The sequence below is a fragment of the [Zimmermannella] faecalis ATCC 13722 genome (assembly GCF_000381765.1).
GTDB classification, from domain to species: Bacteria; Actinomycetota; Actinomycetes; order Actinomycetales; family Microbacteriaceae; genus Gulosibacter; species Gulosibacter faecalis.
Map to the genome: position 1 here is coordinate 552327 of NZ_KB907074.1, position 16990 is coordinate 569316.

Genomic DNA, 16990 nt, shown 5'->3' on the forward strand with positions numbered 1-16990 from the left:
CGGTACTCCTTCGCCAGGCCGAGCGGTTCCTGAATGAAACCTGTACGCGAGATGCTACTCGGAGTCGGCAGCAGTTGTCTTGCGCCAGCGAATTCCCGAAGAGATGAATTCGTCGAGGTCGCCGTCAAACACGCGGTCGGGATTTCCCGACTCGTGGCCGCTGCGCAGGTCTTTCACCATCTTGTACGGGGCGAGCACGTACGAGCGCATCTGGTCGCCCCAGCTCGCGGTGATGTTGCCGGCGAGCTCCTTCTTCTTCGCCTCTTCCTCTTCGCGACGCTGCAGCAGCAGGCGCGACTGCAGCACACGCATCGCCGCGGCGCGGTTCTGAATCTGCGATTTCTCGTTCTGGCAGCTCACGACGATGCCGGTCGGCAGGTGCGTGATGCGCACGGCCGAGTCGGTCGTGTTCACCGACTGACCGCCGGGGCCAGAGGAGCGGAAGACGTCAACGCGAATGTCGTTGTCGGGAATGTCGATGTGGTCGGACTGCTCAATGAGCGGCACCACCTCGACCGCCGCGAAGCTCGTTTCCCGTGAGCCCGCCGAGTTGAACGGGCTCATGCGCACGAGCCGGTGGGTGCCTGCCTCGACCGAGAGGGTGCCGAACGCGTACGGCGCATCAACCTCAAACGTCGCCGACTTCACGCCGGCCTGCTCCGCGTACGAGGTGTCGAGCACCGTGACCTTGTGCCCGTGCTGCTCGGCCCAGCGCGTGTACATGCGCAGCAACATCTCGGCGAAGTCGGCGGCGTCGACGCCGCCGGCGCCGGCGCGAATCGTGATGACTGCGGGTCGCGGGTCGAACTCGCCGTCGAGGAGCGTCTGCACCTCGAGGTCGGCGATGACCTTCGTGATAGCCGCGAGCTCGGCGCGCGCCTCAGCTGCGGTGTCTTCGTCGTCGCCCTCGTTCGCGAGCTCGACGAGTACCTCGAGGTCGTCGAGTCGTTCCTCAATGCTCTGGATGCGCTTGAGGTCGGCCTGCGTGTGCGAGAGTTCGCTCGTCACCCGCTGCGCCCGCTCGACGTCATCCCAGAGATCGGGGGCCGATGCCGCCGTCTCGAGTTCAGACACGCGGGCCGAGAGGTGCTCGGGGTTCATCACGTCACGAATCGGTGCGAACTTCGCCCGCTGGTCGGCGATCTCGGTGGAAATGTCGAGGTTGATCATGATCTGCCCAGCCTACCCGCGCGCGGCGTGCCAGCCGGGGCACTCACGCTAACGGCGAGCGTCGCACGGTCGACGCGACGAGGTGCGTTCGCATCGCCGCGGACGCGGCGAGCACGTCGCCGCGGCGAAGCGCCTCGAGGACATCACGGTGCTCCGCAACCACGGCTGCCGTCTCGGCCGCGTCGCGAGGCGCCTCGTCGATGCGTGCTGGCGGGATCACGAGCGCACGGGGCCCGAGCCGATCAACCGCGCCGAGCAGATAGCGATTGCCCGAGGCCGCGGCGACGGCCCGGTGGAACGCGAAGTCCGCCGAGATCGTGTCGGCGGGCAGCGTAGCGAGCTCGAGGCGGGCAAGTGCATCCGCAAGTTCGTCAAGCACCGCCGGATCGGGCCGCCGCGCGGCGAGCGCGGCGGCCTCGGTCTCGATGGCGATCCGGAACGCGTGCAGTTCCTCACGCTCCGCCGCGCCGCTCGCGGTGAGCCACGCATCCTCGCCCCGATCACTCGGCGGCGTCAACGCGTAGCTACCCGACCCAAGGCGGGTGCGCACGAGGCCGCGCGACTGCAGCCGGTGCAGGGCCTCGCGCACCACCGTGCGGCTCACGCCGTGTTCGGCCACGAGCTTGTTCTCGCTCGGCAGCCGCTCCCCCGGTGCGACCGTCCCGTCGATAATTCGGGCGGCGAGCAGATCGGCGAGTTCTTCGGCGCGGGTTACGTGCATGTGCTGATTGTCGCCGAGATTAGGCGGGGTCGGTGACGGTGATCGTCTCCGTCACCCAGGCGCGGGCCTGCTCGGTGAACGTAATGCCGAGGCCCGGGCGGTTCGGCACGAGCATGCGGCCGTCGCGCGTCTCGAGGCGCTCCTCGAACAGCGGGTCGAGCCAGTCGAAGTGCTCAACCCACGTCTCGCGGGGGTAGCACGCGGCGAGGTGCACGTGGATCTCCATCGCGAAGTGCGGCGCGATGTCGAGGCCGGCCTCGTCAGCGAGCGCGAGAATGCGCAGGAAGTTGGTGATGCCGCCGACTCGCGGCGCGTCGGGCTGCAGAGTGTCGCAGCCGCGAGCGGCGATGAGCTGCTTGTGGTCGCTCACCGAAGCGAGCATCTCACCCGTCGCGATGGGCGTGTCGAGCGCTCGCGCGAGCTCGGCGTGGCCCTCGAAGTCGTAGGCGTCGAGCGGCTCTTCGATCCAGACGAGGTTGTACTCCTCAAGCTTGCGGCCGAGACGAATCGCGGTCGCGCGGTCCCACTGCTGGTTCGCGTCGACCATCATCGGCACGTCGGGGCCGATGTGCTCACGCACTCGGCGCACACGCTCGAGGTCTTCGACGCGGTCGGGCAGGCCGACCTTGATCTTGATGCCGCCGATGCCGTCGGCAATGGAACGGCTCGCGTTCTCGACGACCTCGTCGATCGACGAGCTGAGGAATCCCCCCGAGGTGTTGTAGGTGCGCACCGAGTCGCGGTGGCTACCGAGCAGCTTCGCGAGCGGGAGGTCGGCGCGGCGCGCCTTGAGGTCGTAGAGGGCGATGTCGATCGCGGCGAGGGCCTGCGTCGCGACTCCCGAACGCCCCACCGAGGCGCCGGCCCAGAGCAGCTTCGTGTAGAGCTTCTCGATGTCGTTCGGGTCTTCGCCAATTGCCGCGCCCGCGACCTCCTTGGCGTGCTCGTACTGGGCCGGTCCGCCAGCGCGCTTCGAGTAGCTGAAGCCGTGCCCCTCGAAGCCCTGCTCGGTCTGAATCTCCGCGATCAGAAAGGCAACTTCGGTCATCGGCTTCTGGCGCCCCGTGAGCACCTTGGCGTCAGAGATCGGTCGCGCGAGCGGCAGCCGGAGCGTCGAAAGCGTGATGGAGCGGATGCGGTCGGGTGTGTATGTCATCGGGATGCGCCTTTGCGGTCGGGAACGTTGACGCCTCCAACCTACTAGACAGGTTTGTAATTGCTCATACAGCTTTTGTATCGACCGACTCCGATCCCGGAGCCTCGGCCCGTCGCTACTCGAGGCGTGTTCGCGCCGTCGCCGTTGCGGTGAGTTCGACGGATGCGGGAATGACATCGTTCACGACCGGCGCCGCCCACGTCGTGGCCACCGTCACGATGACCGCGTCGCCCGCGACTTCGACGCTGATGACGTGCGCGGAGTCGCTGCCGAAACGCTCGACATACGCGGTCGCCGCGGCGACCGCCTGATCGGGGTCAAGGCGCACGTCCAGCCCGCCATCGGTCGCGTGCACCGCGTCGAGGTCGTATGAGTCGGCCGCCGCGAGTGCGGCGCCGTCGGCCAGCTCAAGGAGCTGCTTGCGCTCGAGGTAGAGGTGACCGGCCGCCGCGAGCACGGTGGCGAGCAGGAGCGCCACGACGGCATAGATGATCGCGAGCGGCGTGATCGAACCGCGGTCGTCGGCGTGGCGCGAGCGAATCATGGTGCCTCCGCGAACCGCTGTTGCGGGAATGTACTCGTCGCGGTGATCGGGATGCTCAGCCAGTCGCTCGTGCCGGGCAGCAGCGGCAGATCGAGTCCGTAGCGCACCGTGACCGTGAGCGTTTCGCCCGCAACCGAGCAGTCGGGGGTTGGCGCACAGCGCACTTCGACCTCTGCTGCGTCGGCAGTGAGCCCGTGGTTCGAGAGAGCAAGCTTGATGTGCTCGGTCGCGAGCGGCATGCTCGCCTCGCCCTCGGCGGCCAGCACGCGCGCCGCATTGCGTGCGCCGAGCTCGGCGCCGAGCAGCGCCTGCTCGACTTGGGCGAGCGTCAGTGCGCCGTAGGCGATGGGCACGAGCAGCAGCACCCCGACGCCGAGGAATTCGAGGCTCGCGGATCCTCGATCGCGCCGAAGCAACGCACGAATACGCCGTGCCCCGCAGGCGAACCACCGCGCGCATCCGCTATTCGATTGGCGCATGCGCAGACACCTCCATCCCGTCGGGAAAGCCGAGTAGCCCGATGAGTGGCAGTGGTGCCGTGATTCGCACCTCGACGAGATTGCCCTGCACGTCGACGCTGATCGATTCTGCGTACCCCGGTGAAAGCGCGAGCTCCACGAGCTGTTCGGTGCGCTCCGCTCCGGCGGCCGCACTGCTGTCGCGCAGGCCCGCGACGCGGGCGCCCTCGGCCGCGGCGTCGATCAGCGTCGTGCGCACGTGCATCACGAACCCCACCTGCAGCACCGTGAGGAATAGCACCGTGAGCAGCCCCGCGACGAGCGACCACTCGGCGGGTGCCGCGCCGCGATCAGAAGTTACTCGTGACGCGATTGACCGCATCTTCAAACACCTGCGTGAGGAGCGGCCCGGCAAGGGCCCAGATGAGGATCACGAGTCCGGCGCTCATGATCGCAATGAGGATCCAGCCGGGGACGTCGCCGCGTTCGTCGTCGGCGAAGCGTTCGGAGACGGTGGCGAGGGTGGCCTGAAGCCAGAGGATGAGTTGCACGAGTTTCCTTTCTCGGGTGCCGCGCGCGGCGTTGGGTCAGAACGAGGTGGAGATGATGAAGAACGAGGGGTACAGGGCGAAGAGCACGGTCACGGGGAGGATGAGCAGCACGAGTGGCACCATCATGCGAAGCTCGTTGCGACCCGCCATTTCGAGCAGCTCACGCTTGCCGAGCCCGCGCGCATCGCCCGCCTGTGCCTGGAGCACCTCGACGAGCGGTGCGCCGCGATCCATTGCGGTGATGAGGTGATCGCACGTGCGCGCGAGGGGCACGTAGCCGAGATCGCGACCGAGGTCACGCAGCGAACTGCCAAGGGAAGCTCCCGCGCGCACGCGGCGTACGACGCCGCCGAACTCGACACCGAGTTCACTGTTCCCGAGACCACTGACGCGCACCATCGCATCAAAGATGCCCTCGCCGGCGGCGAGCGACAGGCTCATGAACTCGAGCACAGTCGGGTACTCGCTCGCGATTCGGCGGATGCGCGCGGCCGCCGCGTGCCGCAGCCGAAGTTCGCGGACCACCACGGCCATCGCACCACCCATGAGCGGGAGCAGCAGGAACACGAGCAGCTGGTTCGCCGACGACCTGAACATCGCGAGTGCGGCGACGACGCCAAGCAGCGCGCCTCCGAGCGCCCACACCGCCTGCTCGGTACGGAATCGTTCGACCGACTGGTGCGACCCAGACTGTCGGAGTCGGGCCGCAACGACCTCGTTCCCACCAACTACTTCGGCGAGCAGCCGACGGAGCCATCCAATAGCCGGGGCAAACAGTTGGCCAAGCACCGGCAGCGGGTCGATGTTCCGCCGCTGTGCGTGTTCGCGCGCGGCCGGGGTGACGTCGATCAGGTGCGGCGCGACCCGGTCGATGAGTCGGGGCCGCGCGAGCATCGGCGCCGTCGCCACGATCGACCAGAGACCAAGCCCAAGCACGGCGCCGAGCAGCAGGGCGAGCGCGATCGGCTGCAACCCGCTCATGCGAACCACCGCCCCTCTTCGGGAATCCGGCCGAGCGTCAGCATGAGCCGATACGCAAGCACCGTGACACCGAGGCCCGCGAGGATTACGACCGCTCCGCCCGGCGTGTTGTACGCGGCCGCCGCCTCGGGCCGGCTCACCAGCAGCATGAGTACGAGCCACGGCGCGACGGCGCCGAGTCGCGCGGCGTTCACGACCCATCCCTGGCGTGCTTCGGCCTCGTGCCGAACGGCCTGCGACTCGCGCAGGTGCTCGGCGAATGCGCGGAGCACTGGCACCAGTTGTGTGCCGCCGACTTCACGTGCCATGCGCAGGGTTTCGAAGAGGCGGTCGGCCACCGGGTCAGCGAGCCGTTCTTTAACCTCATCGACGGCCACCGCGAACGAGCCCGTCGCGCGGTATCGACGCACAAAGACGCCGAAGTCGTCGCGGAGCGACTCCGGCCCGTTCTCTGCGAGCTGTGCGACCGCGTCGGGCAGGCCGAGTCCGCTTCGCACCGAGGCAATGAGATGGTCGACCGTGTCGGGCCACGCTCCGCGATGCGCGGCGCGTCGTTTCGCCGCGCGCGAGCGTACCGCGATGAGCGGGAGCGTGCTGCCGGCGATGACGCCGAGGAATCCGAGCGCGAGCACTCCGCTGAGCGCGAGTGCCAGCGCACCGCCAACCACGCCGCACACAATTAACAGCGCGACGAACGCCACCGCGGGGAACCTCGGCATTCCAGCTCGGAGCAGCAGCTCCTCAACCCGATTGAGCCGCGTTATTGAGCGCGACGGAGTCTGCGGCTCGGCGGGCCACATCCAGACCGAACAGCACAGCGCGACACCGGTCGCGGCCACAATGCCGAGCAGCCAGGCGCTCACGCGTTGGCTCCGAGCAGTCGTTCCGGCTCGATTCCATGGCGCCGGAGCTTCTCGTCGCGGGTGAGTGTCATTCCGGTCGAAACAAGGGCTCCGTGTTCCCTCCGGAAGATCGTCGTTGCCTCGATCACTCCCCCGTGCACTGCGCCGGTAGGCGCGAGCACCTCCGCCACACGGCGGCCACCGTTCGGCGTGTGCTCGAGATGCACGACGAGGTCGATCGTCGACGCAATCGTCGGAATAACGAAGCTCGAGTCGATGTTGCGGCCCGCGAGGAGCGGCAGCGTCGCGAGCTTCACGAGCGCGTCGCGCGCCGAATTCGCGTGGATCGTGCACATGCCGGGGATTCCGGAGTTAAGCGCGACGAGCAGTTCGAGCGCCTCGGCCTCACGCACTTCACCGACGACAAGCCGATCGGGTCGCATCCGCAGCGCCTCTTTCACGAGCCGCCGCAGCGTAATCTCCCCCGTGCCCTCGAGCGATGCTGGACGGCACTGCATCGCGACGACATCGCGGGCAACGACGTCGAGTTCGAAGGTCTCCTCGACCGTAACGATGCGGTCATTTGGGTCACCCGCGGCGAGGAGTGCACCGACGAGCGTCGTCTTGCCCGTGTGCGTCGCGCCCGAGACGAGAATGTTCAGCCCGCACCGCACCGCCGTTCGGAGAAACGTCGCCGCCTCCGCCGTCATCGCCTCCCGCTCGACGAGCGCCGCAAGATCGCGAATGCGGCGGATGAACTTGCGGATGTTCACCGACGGGTAGCGTCGCGCGACGTCGGGGATCACGACGTGGAGGCGAGAGTTATCGGGAAGCGATGCGTCGACAAATGGACTGCTCAGGTCGAGCCTGCGCCCGGTCGACCGAAGCATGCGTTCGACAAGGTCGCGCAGGTCGGATTCCGAGATGACCGTGTTGGTGAGCGAGGCGACGCCGGCGCGGGCGACAAACACGCGACTCGGCGCATTCACCCAGATCTCTTCGATCTCGGGGTCATCGAGGTACTGCTGCAGCACGCCGAACCCAGTGACATTCGCGAGCACCGCCCGCACGGTGCTCGCTTCATCGCGCAACAAGCGCGCCTCGCCACCCAGCGCACGCTCCCCGTAGGCACGTACTTCGGAGCGCACGAGCTCGAGGGCCGACTTTGAGCCCGGCTCAAGCTCGATCCCCTCGCGCTCAACTCGATCGCGCACGCGATCCGCGATTTTCGTTACGGCGATGTCCACATGGGCATCCTGCACGGATTCCGCTGGCCCCGTTTGAGTTATCCACAGGTGCCGCGGAGAAGGTCCCGTCCCTCCGCCGATTCGCCGCCAACCGGCCTAGACTGGCCACGTGGTCGACTTCACAGCTCTCCCGCTTCCGGTGGTCCAGGCGCCCATGGCTGGCGGCCCGACCACGCCCGAACTCGTCGCCGCGGTCTGCAATGCGGGGGCATTCGGGATGCTCGCGGCCGGGTATCGGTCGGTCGAGCAGCTGGCCGACGACCTCGCCGCGACGAGGCAGCTCTCGAGCGCACCATTTGGCGTCAATCTCTTTGCGCGCGAATCGACCGCCCCCCAGTTAGAAGCTGCCGCGCGGTACCGAGAACGCCTTGTGCCCCTCGCGGAACGGCTCGGCGTCGGTGTCGCCGACGTGGCCAACTCCCCCGGTGACGACCACTACGCGGCCAAGCTCGACCTCCTCGTCGAAGAACGCGTGCCGTTCGTTTCCTTCACCTTCGGGCTCCCGAGCGCCGACGAGATGGCGCGCCTGCACGACGCGAACATCGCCGTCGGCATCACGGTCGCGGGCCTCGAGGATGCACGCGCCGCGCTCGCGCTCGACCCCGATTTCCTCATCGTGCAGGGTCCCGAGGCTGGCGGCCACCGAGGCACCCTCGACCAGGCCGCGGCGCCCGACCCGCACTCCCTCAATCGCCTATTCGCCGAGGTGCTCCCCCTCGCGCGGGCGCACGGGGCACGGCTTATCGCGGCCGGCGGCATCTCGACGCCCGAGCGTGCGCGCGACCTCCTCGCGGTCGGCGCCGACGCCGTCGCGCTCGGCACGCTGTTCCTCACCACGCACGAGTCGGGCACCCGCCCCCGTCACCGCGAAGCACTCCTCGCTGGCGAGCGCGAAACGGTCGTGACCCGCGCATTCTCCGGACGCAACGCGCGGGCCCTGCGCAACCGCTTCGTCGACGAGTTCGACCTCGTCGCCCCCGCGAGTTACCCGCTCGTGCACTACCTGACGAAGCCCATCCGCGATGCCTCGACCGACAACCCCGAGTACCTGAACCTCTGGGCTGGCGTGAACTATCGCGACTGCCGCGACGAGTCGGTCGCCGACCTGCTCGCGCGGTTCACAGACCTCGTCTGACTCGCCGCGCCCGGCGCATCCCCGTAGACTGGAGCACTGCGCGGGAGTGGTGAAATTGGCAGACACGCAGGATTTAGGTTCCTGTGCTTTCGAGCGTGCGGGTTCAAGTCCCGCCTTCCGCACCAAGAACTTCGCGAACTGACGGCAATTTACGGCTTTTCCGGCGGAAATGCCGCAAATTGCCGTCAGTTCGCGAAGGTGTCGCGGGCCTCGACACTGCGATCGGCACTAGTCAGTCGTTGGGCGGCGCGACCCCGACTCTGCTTCAAGCAGCTTGACCAGCCGCATGAGCTCATCCATGCCCTAGCCCTGCCTTCCCTTGTACCGCGGGTTGCGCTTGTTGATGACGTAAATGCGACCTCGACGGCGCACCACCTGCGCCCCGGGCTGCTTGATTAGCGACTTAAGCGATGCACGGACCTTCATACCCACCTCTGTTTGAGAACGATTATCATTAGTGAGTATACTCGCCCGAGTCAGCTCAGGAAGGCGAGGATGTTCATGCGGGTGGTCGAAGTCGTTGGCGTCGTTGGTACGTGCGCTCCAGAGCGGCATCAGTATGCCCGGCGGCGAGCCGCCGAACGCGGCGGGATGCTCGTGCCCGCGGCCCGACTCGTGATGGGCGGCGACGCCATCACCGAGGCTGTCGCCCTCGCGCCCTGGGCGGAGCCTCCAGGCGGTGCGATCGTGGAATTTCCATCGACCACCCCGGTCGCCGAGATCATCGGCGCATTCGTGCACGACGATCTCACCCGGCTCGTCGAACTCGTGTGCGTCGTCGACGCCACCCACCTGCTGCGCGACCTTCGCCGCGACGACTACGTCACACGCCGCATCGACGGCGACGAGTTCAAATACACCGCCCACGCACTGCACACAGTTACGCAGCTCGAGCTCGCATCCACCGTGTTTCTCGTGAACTGGGATGCGCTCACGACCGACGAGCTGTCGACCACGATGGCGCTCGTGAGCCACCTCTCCCCCGCAGTCCGACTCAAGCTCGACCTCGCCGGGAGCGATCTCGAGGGGCTTACCCACGAGCCGCGCGACTTGGCTCGCGGCCCGGGCCGACGCGAGTACGAACGTGCTCAGGAACAGCCCGGCTGGGTGCAGCTACTGAACCGTGAATTCGAACCACACATGACCGACGCTCGCGTGAGCGCGTTTCGCTACGATCGGCCGCGGCCCTTCCATCCGAAGCGCCTCGAGCACCTGCTCGACGAAACCATCGAGCCCGCCACCCTCGGCACGGTCGTTCGCTCGTGCGGCTTCGCGAGGCTCGCCACGCGCTCAACCGCCACGGCAAAGTGGGAGCATATCGGCTCAATGTTTTCGCTCATTCCGCTCCAGTCCGGCGACGACACCCTCGAACTCGGGCAGGACCTCGCGTTCATCGGACTCGACCTCGAGCAGTCGGCGCTAGAGGCTGCCCTCGACGAAGCACTCCTCACCGACGCCGAGATCGCGGCGGGCCCGGATGCGTGGGCCGAGTATCCCGACCCGTTCCCGGCCTGGGAGACCTCGGGCGACCCCGCGGACTGACCTCGATTGTCGTGCGCGAAGGCCCCTGTTACGCAGCGTGGTCGAGCCCGAGCAACTCCCGAAGCTTCGGCGCGAGCGCGTCAAATGCCCGCCGCCGGTGGCTCAGGGCATCCTTGCGCTCGGGCGTGAGTTCGCCAGCCGACTGCGTCTCGCCCTCGGGAAGGAAGATCGGGTCGTACCCAAACCCACCCTCGCCGCGCACCTCGCGGAGGATCGTTCCGGGCCAGGTGCCGCGGACGGCAAGCTCGCGGCCGTCGGGCAGTGCGACCGCGGCCACGGCCACGAACTGCGCCTCGCGGGCCGAGTCCGGCACATCGGTGAGCTGCCAGAGCAGTAGCTCGAGGTTGTCGCGATCTGACCGGCCGGGGCCGGCCCATCGGGCCGAAAACATGCCCGGCATGCCCCCGAGTACGTCGACGCAGATCCCCGAGTCGTCGGCGAGCGCGGGCCGCCCGGTTGCCGCGCAGGCGGCGCGCGCCTTAATGAGCGCGTTCTCCTCGAACGTCAGCCCCGACTCAACCGGGGCGTCGCCATCATACGGCAGCAGCTCGAGCTCGGGAACCTGGGCAGCGAGCACCCGGCGGAGTTCCTCGAGCTTGTGCGCATTCTTCGACGCGAGCACCGCCTGCTCAGTCATCGCGCGAGCACCTCCGACTGAATCCGCGCGAGGTCGGCGTTGCCCTTGATCGCGAGGGCGAGCAGTTCGTTGAGCTCGGTGCCGTCGAACGGCTCCTTTTCGGCCGTGCCCTGCACCTCGATGAATTTGCCCGTGCCGGTCATCACGACGTTCATGTCGGTGTCGGCCCGAACATCCTCCTCGTACGGCAGGTCGAGCATCGGCACGCCGTCGATGATGCCGACCGATACCGCCGAGACCGAGGCCTTCAACACCTCGGCCTTGCGCGCGATGTGCTTCTCGGCGCGGGCCCAGTCAACCGCGTCAGAGAGCGCGACGAATGCTCCGGTGATCGCGGCCGTGCGCGTGCCGCCATCGGCCTGCAGCACGTCGCAGTCGAGCACGATCGTGTTCTCTCCGAGCGCCTGCATGTCGATCGCCGCGCGCAGCCCGCGGCCAATAAGGCGCGAAATCTCGTGCGTGCGCCCGCCAATCTTGCCCTTCACGGCCTCTCGCTGCGAGCGCTCGTTCGTCGCCCGCGGCAGCATCGAGTACTCGGCCGTTACCCAGCCGGTGCCTTTGCCGCTGAGCCAGCGCGGCACGCCGGGCGTGAAGGATGCGGTGCAGAGCACGCGGGTGCGCCCGAACGAGATGAGGGCCGAGCCCTCGGCCTGCTCGCTCCAACCGCGTTCGATCTGCACGGGGCGGAGTTCGTCGACGGCGCGACCATCGGCACGGGTGGTCATGAGTTCTCCTTCATCGCGGTTCCGACGACGTCGATGACGCCCGTCGGGTGGTGTTCGACCTTCGATACTTCGCCGCCGAGAATTCGGCTCGCGAGCGTCATGAATGCGGTGGTGTTCGAGCCGGTCGCCCGATACTCGTAGCGCGGCGGCGTGGACCCGTCGTGCAGCAGGTCGCGCGTCAGCAGCGTGCGGTACACGTCCTTCGCGGTCTCAACATCGCTCGACACGAGCCGCACTTCCTGCCCCATGACGTAGCCGAGCACACCCTGCAACAGCGGATAGTGCGTGCAGCCGAGCACGAGCGTATCGATGTCGTGCTCCTGGAGCGGTGCCAGGTAGTCGCGCGCGATCGCGATCAGTTCGGGGCTCGTCGTGTCGCCCTGCTCGACATGCTCAACAAACAGTGGGCAGGCCTGCGAAAAGAGTTCAACGTCGACCGCGGCGGCGAACGCATCGTGATATGCCCGCGAGCCGATTGTGGCCTCGGTGCCGATGACGCCCACACGTCCCGTGCGCGTCGCGCTCACGGCCGCCCGTACCGCCGGCGCGATGACCTCGATGACGGGCACCGAATAGCGCTCACGGGCGTCGCGCAGCACGGCCGCCGAGGCCGAGTTGCAGGCGATGACGAGCATCTTCACGCCCTCGTCAACGAGCTCGTCGAGGATCTCGAGCGAGTACTTGCGAATCTCCGCGATCGGGCGTGGCCCGTACGGGGTGTGCTCGGTGTCACCGATGTAGATGATCGACTCGTGCGGCAGCTGTGCCCGCACCTCGCGAGCGACCGTGAGCCCACCGACCCCCGAGTCGAAGATGCCAATTGGTGCGTTACTCACGACCAGCGATTCTACGCGCGCCGCACGGGCCGCGCCTGCGTGCCTTGGAGGCTCGCGCATCCTGCCTAGGTCGAGCGCCTCGGGTTCGATAGCCTGTGCGCATGTCAAAGCCTGACCCGCGCCCCGCCGCTCCCGCCGCAACGTCGCTGCTGACCGATCACTACGAGCTCACGATGGTCGACGCCGCCATGCACGACGGCACCGCCGATCGCGAGTGCATGTTCGAGCTGTTTGCCCGCAAGCTCCCGAACGATCGCCGCTACGGCATCGTCGCCGGCATCGGGCGCGCGCTTGAATTGCTCGAGCACTACCGGTTTGAGGATGCTGAGCTCGAGTTCCTGCGCGAGGCGAACGTGGTGTCGGCGAAGACGCTCGACTGGCTTGCGAACTTCCGCTTTTCGGGGTCTATTCGCGGTTACCGAGAGGGAGAGGCGTATTTCCCACAGTCACCGCTGCTCGAGGTGCACGCATCGTTCGCCGAAGGGGTCGTGCTCGAGACGATGCTGTTGAGCGTGTTCAACTACGACTCGGCCGTCGCCTCCGCCGCCGCGCGCATGGTGTCGGCCGCCGGTGGCCGACCGCTCGCCGAGATGGGGTCGCGCCGAACGGGCGAACGAAGCGCGGTCGCCGCCGCCCGTGCCGCGTACATCGCGGGGTTCGCTGCCACCTCGAACCTCGAGGCCGGCCGGAGCTGGGGCGTGCCAACCATGGGCACCGCCGCGCACTCGTGGACGCTCCTGCACGAATCGGAACGCGACGCCTTCCAGTCCCAGGTCGACGCGCTCGGGGTCGGCACGACTCTGCTCGTCGACACCTATGACGTCACCGAGGGCGTTCGGCTCGCCGTCGACGTCGCGGGCCCGCAGCTCGGCGGCGTGCGTCTCGATTCGGGCGACCTGCCCGTGCTCGTGCACGAGGTGCGCGCACAGCTCGATGACCTCGGCGCAACCGAGACGCGCATCACGGTGACGAACGACCTCGACGAGTACGCGATTGCGGCGCTCGCTGCGGCCCCCGTCGACTCGTTCGGCGTCGGCACCTCCGTCGTCACCGGCTCGGGCGCGGTCGCGTCGGGCATGGTCTATAAGCTCGTCGCGCGCAAGGATGACGCGGGCGAGTGGGTTCCCGTCGCGAAGGCGTCTCCCGGGAAGAAGTCGGTTGGTGGCGTGAAGTACCCGGTGCGGCGCCGCGAAAACGGCGTCGCCTCGGCCGAGCTCATCTCGGTCGGCGGGCTGCCGGTCGGCGACAGCGATGACCGACCGCTCTACGTCGACTACGTCACGAACGGCGAGATCGACCGCAAGTGGCTCGGGGCAGAGGGCGTCGCCGCCGCCCGCGAGCACTGTGCCGCCGCGGTCGCGGAACTCCCCCGCAACGCCCGCCGCCTCGGCAAGGGCGACCCGGCCCTCGCGACGTTCTACGTCGACGAGGCGGGCACGGCCTCGCTCGCATGAGATTCGCTGACCTCGGCCGCCGATTCGGAGGCCGAAGGGTCAGGTTCATCGACAACCCAGACGCGGCGTGGATGCGCTGAGGTGCCGGACACGACCCACCGGCCGGGCGGCCGAGTAGCTCGCGCGTCGAACACCACGCCGGCATCCTCGTTCACCGGTGCCGATGCCGGTACCGCCTCTGCCGAAGTCACTGACGCGGTCGTTTTGTCACCGGCGGCCGGCGTCTCGAGCGCCTCGCGAATGATGCGGCGCGGGTCGTATTGCCGCAGGTCGAGCTCATCGAGCTCCGTGCGGAGGTCAGCGACTCCGGCATCGGCCGCAACGCGGCTGCAGGTGTCGTCGAGCGCGCGTCGGAAGCTCCGAACGAACTCGCTGAGCCGCTTCGCGGCGCCCGGCAGCCGGATCGGGCCGATGATCATCGCCGCAATGATCGCGACGATCACGAGTTTTTCCAGGGTGAGCCCAAACATCGGTCAGCTCCCTTTCTTTGCGAGCCTGCGGTCCTGGAGGTGGGTGATGCCGAGGGCTGCCAGGAACAGCGCCGTCATCGGCACCGCGACCGCGAACATGGAGAGCGCGTCGGCCGCAGGCGTGATGAGCGCGCTGAAGAGCACGATCGCGACGATGACCCAGCGCCAGCTATGAGCGAGCGCCGCCGAGCTGAGCACGCCCATGAAGTTGAGGACGACGAGCAGCACTGGCAGCGCGTAGGCAACACCCATTGCAATCACGAGTCGAAGCACGAACTCGACGTAGTCGGCCGCGGCCAGCAGGGTCGTGTCTTCAGTCGAGGCAAACCCCGTGAGGAGTTCGACGACGCGAGGGAAGACGGCGAGTGCGGTTGCGCATCCGAGGGCAAACAGCGGCACCGCCGCTGCGAGGAACCCGAAGAGGTACTTCTTCTCGCGGCGATGAAGCCCCGGCGCGACATACGCGAAGAGCTCGTAGAGCCACACTGGGCTCGAGAGCACGATGCCGGCCGTGAGCGCGATCTGCAGTTTGAGGTCGAAGGCTCCGGTGACGCTCGAGTAGTTCAGGCTTGCCGTACCCGACTCCGCGAGCTCGAGGATGGGCTGACGGAGCACCTCGAGAATGGCATCCGAGGCGAAGTACCCCACGACCATCCCGGCCACGAGTGCAATCGCGGCCCGGGTGGCCCGCTTGCGAGCCTCCCTGAGGTGGCCCGCAAGCGGCATCGCGGCCGGGGTGGCGAGGGTGGTCACGGGTTACTCCCCGACGGCGCGCACCGGCGCCTGGTGGCTGCTCGCGGTGGCGTACACGGCCGGCGCTGGCGTTTCCTCGGCCGTTCCCTGCTCGCTCGGCGAGGTCTCGGAGCGTGCGTCGGCGGTCGCGCCGGACGTCGACGCCGAGGTGTCGTCACGCACTTCGTGTTTCAGGATGCGCATCGACTGGCCGACGCTCTTCGCGAGGGCCGGCAGTTTCGCGGCCCCGAAGATGAGTACGACGATGGCGAGGATGATGAGGGCGTGCCAGCCCGTGAGGTTTGCGAACATCTGAGTCTCCTAGCTTGTTGGGTTCGGTGTGATGGGTTCGCGATTAGTTGCCGGGGCCGCCATCGCCACCGCCGGGCGCGCCGCCAGGTGCGTCACCGCCGGTTGGCTCGGTCGTCGTGTCGACGCCGACGACGAGCGAGGCCACGTAGCCGCTCGTCACATCGCCGGTGATCGTCGGCAGTTGCGAGGCGCCCTCGTCGTCGCTGAACACGTTGTCGGTCGACAGCGACACCTGGGCGTAGTTCTGCACGGATGCGCTGTAGCGCGAGTCGGCGAACACCGCGGAGTTTGTCTCGTCGGGCATCGCGATTTGCGACGTCGCGATGGCGTTCGCCGAGTCGGTGATGTCGTCGACCGAGGGGTACACCTCGAAGTGGATGTGCGGCCAGCGACCCGAATAGCACGCCGGATAGATCGAAGTGAACGTGACGGTGCCGTCGTCACTCGTCACCTGCACGCCGCGCAGGTAGGTGTAGTCCTCAACACCGCTCGAGTACATCGAGTAGTTGCCGTCGGCGTCACAGTGCCAGGCGTAGACGGCGGCCCCAATCATGGGCACGTTGCCGTTCGCCATGTCGACAATCTGGAGAGAGAAGGTGAGCGGAACGCCATCGGCCGTCGCGCTGCCGTCGAGATTCTGGGTGAGGTCCTGTCGCACGATGCCCGATTCCTCGAGCACGTCGGGGCCGTTCGAGCCGTCGCCCGGGTACGGGCCGGCCGTCTCGTCGGGAATCTCGCTCGTCACGTCGATCGTCGACGATGTCGACGATGTCGACGTCGTCGACTCGGTTGCGGTTGCCGTTGAGGTCGACCCTGCCGGTGACGTGGAGGTGGTGCCGATACTCGCGGAGGTTTGTGCCGTGCAGGCGGCGAGGGCGAGCGTGCCGGCCCCGACCCCGACGGCGGCGAGTACGCCGCGACGGCTCAGGATCGTGTGCACGTCAAAGCGGGCGCCTTGATCGACGACGTCGTCTTCGGGGTGGTCGAGCAGTCGGCCCTCGTAGGCCGGGCCGTCGGGGGTCTGGGTTGGTTCGGGGGTATTGCTCATGGTGGTGCTCCTTCCGGTAACCGTTGTTGCGATTACCTTGCGCGAGGAGCTAAGCCACGAGCGATGTGGCCCCTATCTATTTCTTATGTGCCGTGAGCGTCGTTACTTCATCTGCTCGTAGATGCGCTTGCAGTCGGGGCAGATCGGGAACCGGTCGGGGTTCGAGTTCGGCAGCCACTTCTTGCCGCACAGCGCCCGAACCGGCTTGCCGGTCACGGCCGACTCGACAATCTTTTCCTTGCGCACGTAGTGCGAGAACTTATCGTGGTCGCCATCGTCGTACTGCTCATCTTCTACGAGCTTCTCGAGTTCGCGGTCGAGCACATCCGTGCTGCCGCCCGAGCCGATCGAGCCGGGGTCTTCGGTTCGTGCGTATCCAGTCATGCCTTTAGGGTACTCGGGCCACGGCCTCGCGACCCGGCGTGGATG

Annotated in this window: 22 protein-coding genes and 1 tRNA gene; 4 read left to right on the forward strand and 19 right to left on the reverse strand. The window is 67.6% G+C overall.

Annotated elements, in window-relative coordinates; all coding sequences use genetic code 11:
* Window positions 1-54: 54 nt before the first annotated feature.
* The 10 genes from prfB to G328_RS0102630 form a co-directional block, all read right to left on the reverse strand.
* Window positions 55-1170, reverse strand: coding sequence for a peptide chain release factor 2 (prfB, locus tag G328_RS0102585; protein ID WP_019617787.1), 1116 nt, complete (start codon window positions 1168-1170; stop codon window positions 55-57).
* A 43-nt stretch (window positions 1171-1213) separates the two neighbouring features.
* On the reverse strand, window positions 1214-1891 hold the full coding sequence (locus G328_RS0102590) for a FadR/GntR family transcriptional regulator (protein ID WP_019617788.1): 678 nt from the start codon (window positions 1889-1891) through the stop codon (window positions 1214-1216).
* Window positions 1892-1910: 19 nt separating this feature from the next.
* Window positions 1911-3047, reverse strand: a complete 1137-nt coding sequence (locus tag G328_RS0102595; RefSeq protein WP_019617789.1) for an L-talarate/galactarate dehydratase — start codon at window positions 3045-3047, stop codon at window positions 1911-1913.
* A gap of 115 nt (window positions 3048-3162) precedes the next feature.
* On the reverse strand, window positions 3163-3591 hold the full coding sequence (locus G328_RS16570; RefSeq protein ID WP_019617790.1) for a pilus assembly protein TadG-related protein: 429 nt from the start codon (window positions 3589-3591) through the stop codon (window positions 3163-3165).
* Window positions 3588-4070 (reverse strand): hypothetical protein, encoded by a 483-nt coding sequence (locus tag G328_RS16575; protein WP_187325720.1) that lies wholly within the window; start codon window positions 4068-4070, stop codon window positions 3588-3590. Before G328_RS16575 ends, G328_RS16570 begins: the two co-directional genes overlap by 4 nt.
* Complete coding sequence (locus G328_RS0102610; RefSeq protein ID WP_051082794.1) at window positions 4054-4431, reverse strand: TadE/TadG family type IV pilus assembly protein; 378 nt, start codon at window positions 4429-4431, stop codon at window positions 4054-4056. The genes G328_RS16575 and G328_RS0102610 overlap by 17 nt, the downstream gene beginning before the upstream one ends.
* Entirely contained in the window at window positions 4400-4600 is a 201-nt protein-coding gene (locus G328_RS0102615) for a hypothetical protein (RefSeq protein ID WP_019617793.1), read from the reverse strand. The genes G328_RS0102610 and G328_RS0102615 overlap by 32 nt, the downstream gene beginning before the upstream one ends.
* Window positions 4601-4636: 36 nt before the next feature.
* Window positions 4637-5581, reverse strand: coding sequence for a type II secretion system F family protein (locus tag G328_RS0102620; RefSeq protein WP_019617794.1), 945 nt, complete (start codon window positions 5579-5581; stop codon window positions 4637-4639).
* Window positions 5578-6444 carry a type II secretion system F family protein gene (locus G328_RS0102625; protein ID WP_019617795.1) on the reverse strand — a complete coding sequence of 289 codons (867 nt, stop codon included), beginning with the start codon at window positions 6442-6444 and terminating at the stop codon, window positions 5578-5580. The genes G328_RS0102620 and G328_RS0102625 overlap by 4 nt, the downstream gene beginning before the upstream one ends.
* Window positions 6441-7670, reverse strand: a complete 1230-nt coding sequence (locus G328_RS0102630) for a TadA family conjugal transfer-associated ATPase (protein ID WP_019617796.1) — start codon at window positions 7668-7670, stop codon at window positions 6441-6443. Before G328_RS0102630 ends, G328_RS0102625 begins: the two co-directional genes overlap by 4 nt.
* Before the next feature lie 109 nt (window positions 7671-7779).
* On the opposite strand from G328_RS0102630, the gene G328_RS0102635 reads away from it, so the two are divergent.
* Both G328_RS0102635 and G328_RS0102640 read left to right on the forward strand, forming a co-directional pair.
* Window positions 7780-8805: an NAD(P)H-dependent flavin oxidoreductase gene (locus G328_RS0102635; protein ID WP_026339608.1), complete on the forward strand. Its 1026-nt coding sequence runs from the start codon at window positions 7780-7782 to the stop codon at window positions 8803-8805.
* 40 nt (window positions 8806-8845) lie between these two features.
* A tRNA-Leu gene (locus G328_RS0102640) sits at window positions 8846-8930 on the forward strand.
* Window positions 8931-9108: 178 nt separating this feature from the next.
* Here G328_RS0102640 and ykgO read toward each other — a convergent pair.
* A complete protein-coding gene (ykgO, locus tag G328_RS16100; RefSeq protein ID WP_083919511.1) occupies window positions 9109-9231 on the reverse strand; it encodes a type B 50S ribosomal protein L36 in 123 nt (40 codons plus the stop codon).
* Between the two features lie 75 nt (window positions 9232-9306).
* Between ykgO and G328_RS0102645 the strand changes: the two genes are divergently transcribed.
* On the forward strand, window positions 9307-10347 hold the full coding sequence (locus tag G328_RS0102645; protein ID WP_026339609.1) for a GTP-binding protein: 1041 nt from the start codon (window positions 9307-9309) through the stop codon (window positions 10345-10347).
* A 28-nt stretch (window positions 10348-10375) separates the two neighbouring features.
* Here G328_RS0102645 and rdgB read toward each other — a convergent pair whose 3' ends face one another.
* The 3 genes from rdgB to murI are packed head-to-tail and all read right to left on the reverse strand — an operon-like array spanning window position 10376 to window position 12545.
* The gene (rdgB, locus tag G328_RS0102650) at window positions 10376-10984 is read right to left on the reverse strand and encodes an RdgB/HAM1 family non-canonical purine NTP pyrophosphatase (RefSeq protein WP_019617799.1); all 609 of its coding nucleotides are present in this window, start codon (window positions 10982-10984) and stop codon (window positions 10376-10378) included.
* Window positions 10981-11709 carry a ribonuclease PH gene (gene rph, locus G328_RS0102655; RefSeq protein WP_019617800.1) on the reverse strand — a complete coding sequence of 243 codons (729 nt, stop codon included), beginning with the start codon at window positions 11707-11709 and terminating at the stop codon, window positions 10981-10983. Before rph ends, rdgB begins: the two co-directional genes overlap by 4 nt.
* Window positions 11706-12545 (reverse strand): glutamate racemase, encoded by an 840-nt coding sequence (gene murI, locus G328_RS0102660; protein WP_019617801.1) that lies wholly within the window; start codon window positions 12543-12545, stop codon window positions 11706-11708. Before murI ends, rph begins: the two co-directional genes overlap by 4 nt.
* A gap of 101 nt (window positions 12546-12646) precedes the next feature.
* Here murI and G328_RS0102665 point away from each other — a divergent pair, with 101 nt between their 5' ends.
* Window positions 12647-13999, forward strand: a complete 1353-nt coding sequence (locus G328_RS0102665; RefSeq protein ID WP_019617802.1) for a nicotinate phosphoribosyltransferase — start codon at window positions 12647-12649, stop codon at window positions 13997-13999.
* Here G328_RS0102665 and G328_RS15625 read toward each other — a convergent pair.
* The 5 genes from G328_RS15625 to G328_RS0102690 all read right to left on the reverse strand — a co-directional run bounded on the left by G328_RS15625 (window position 13963) and on the right by G328_RS0102690 (window position 16945).
* On the reverse strand, window positions 13963-14469 hold the full coding sequence (locus G328_RS15625) for a twin-arginine translocase TatA/TatE family subunit (protein ID WP_019617803.1): 507 nt from the start codon (window positions 14467-14469) through the stop codon (window positions 13963-13965). The two genes, G328_RS0102665 and G328_RS15625, sit on opposite strands and share 37 nt — an antisense overlap.
* A 3-nt stretch (window positions 14470-14472) precedes the next feature.
* Window positions 14473-15222, reverse strand: a complete 750-nt coding sequence (gene tatC, locus G328_RS0102675; RefSeq protein ID WP_019617804.1) for a twin-arginine translocase subunit TatC — start codon at window positions 15220-15222, stop codon at window positions 14473-14475.
* A gap of 3 nt (window positions 15223-15225) precedes the next feature.
* A complete protein-coding gene (gene tatA, locus G328_RS0102680; RefSeq protein WP_019617805.1) occupies window positions 15226-15513 on the reverse strand; it encodes a twin-arginine translocase TatA/TatE family subunit in 288 nt (95 codons plus the stop codon).
* 43 nt (window positions 15514-15556) lie between these two features.
* The gene (locus G328_RS0102685) at window positions 15557-16561 is read right to left on the reverse strand and encodes an intradiol ring-cleavage dioxygenase (RefSeq protein ID WP_019617806.1); all 1005 of its coding nucleotides are present in this window, start codon (window positions 16559-16561) and stop codon (window positions 15557-15559) included.
* Between the two features lie 102 nt (window positions 16562-16663).
* On the reverse strand, window positions 16664-16945 hold the full coding sequence (locus G328_RS0102690; protein ID WP_019617807.1) for a DUF3039 domain-containing protein: 282 nt from the start codon (window positions 16943-16945) through the stop codon (window positions 16664-16666).
* Between the last annotated feature and the right edge of the window lie 45 nt (window positions 16946-16990).

Coding starts and splice junctions, on each gene's coding strand:
- tatA (WP_019617805.1), bottom strand. CDS start 15,513: ATGTTCGCAAACCTCACGGGCTGGCACGCCCTCATCATCCTCGCCATC.
- G328_RS16570 (WP_019617790.1), bottom strand. CDS start 3,591: ATGATTCGCTCGCGCCACGCCGACGACCGCGGTTCGATCACGCCGCTC.
- G328_RS0102665 (WP_019617802.1), top strand. CDS start 12,647: ATGTCAAAGCCTGACCCGCGCCCCGCCGCTCCCGCCGCAACGTCGCTG.
- ykgO (WP_083919511.1), bottom strand. CDS start 9,231: ATGAAGGTCCGTGCATCGCTTAAGTCGCTAATCAAGCAGCCCGGGGCG.
- G328_RS0102620 (WP_019617794.1), bottom strand. CDS start 5,581: ATGAGCGGGTTGCAGCCGATCGCGCTCGCCCTGCTGCTCGGCGCCGTG.
- G328_RS15625 (WP_019617803.1), bottom strand. CDS start 14,469: ATGTTTGGGCTCACCCTGGAAAAACTCGTGATCGTCGCGATCATTGCG.
- G328_RS0102690 (WP_019617807.1), bottom strand. CDS start 16,945: ATGACTGGATACGCACGAACCGAAGACCCCGGCTCGATCGGCTCGGGC.
- rph (WP_019617800.1), bottom strand. CDS start 11,709: ATGACCACCCGTGCCGATGGTCGCGCCGTCGACGAACTCCGCCCCGTG.
- G328_RS0102685 (WP_019617806.1), bottom strand. CDS start 16,561: ATGAGCAATACCCCCGAACCAACCCAGACCCCCGACGGCCCGGCCTAC.
- prfB (WP_019617787.1), bottom strand. CDS start 1,170: ATGATCAACCTCGACATTTCCACCGAGATCGCCGACCAGCGGGCGAAG.
- rdgB (WP_019617799.1), bottom strand. CDS start 10,984: ATGACTGAGCAGGCGGTGCTCGCGTCGAAGAATGCGCACAAGCTCGAG.
- G328_RS0102590 (WP_019617788.1), bottom strand. CDS start 1,891: ATGCACGTAACCCGCGCCGAAGAACTCGCCGATCTGCTCGCCGCCCGA.
- G328_RS0102610 (WP_051082794.1), bottom strand. CDS start 4,431: ATGCGGTCAATCGCGTCACGAGTAACTTCTGATCGCGGCGCGGCACCC.
- G328_RS16575 (WP_187325720.1), bottom strand. CDS start 4,070: ATGCGCCAATCGAATAGCGGATGCGCGCGGTGGTTCGCCTGCGGGGCA.
- G328_RS0102595 (WP_019617789.1), bottom strand. CDS start 3,047: ATGACATACACACCCGACCGCATCCGCTCCATCACGCTTTCGACGCTC.
- G328_RS0102645 (WP_026339609.1), top strand. CDS start 9,307: ATGCGGGTGGTCGAAGTCGTTGGCGTCGTTGGTACGTGCGCTCCAGAG.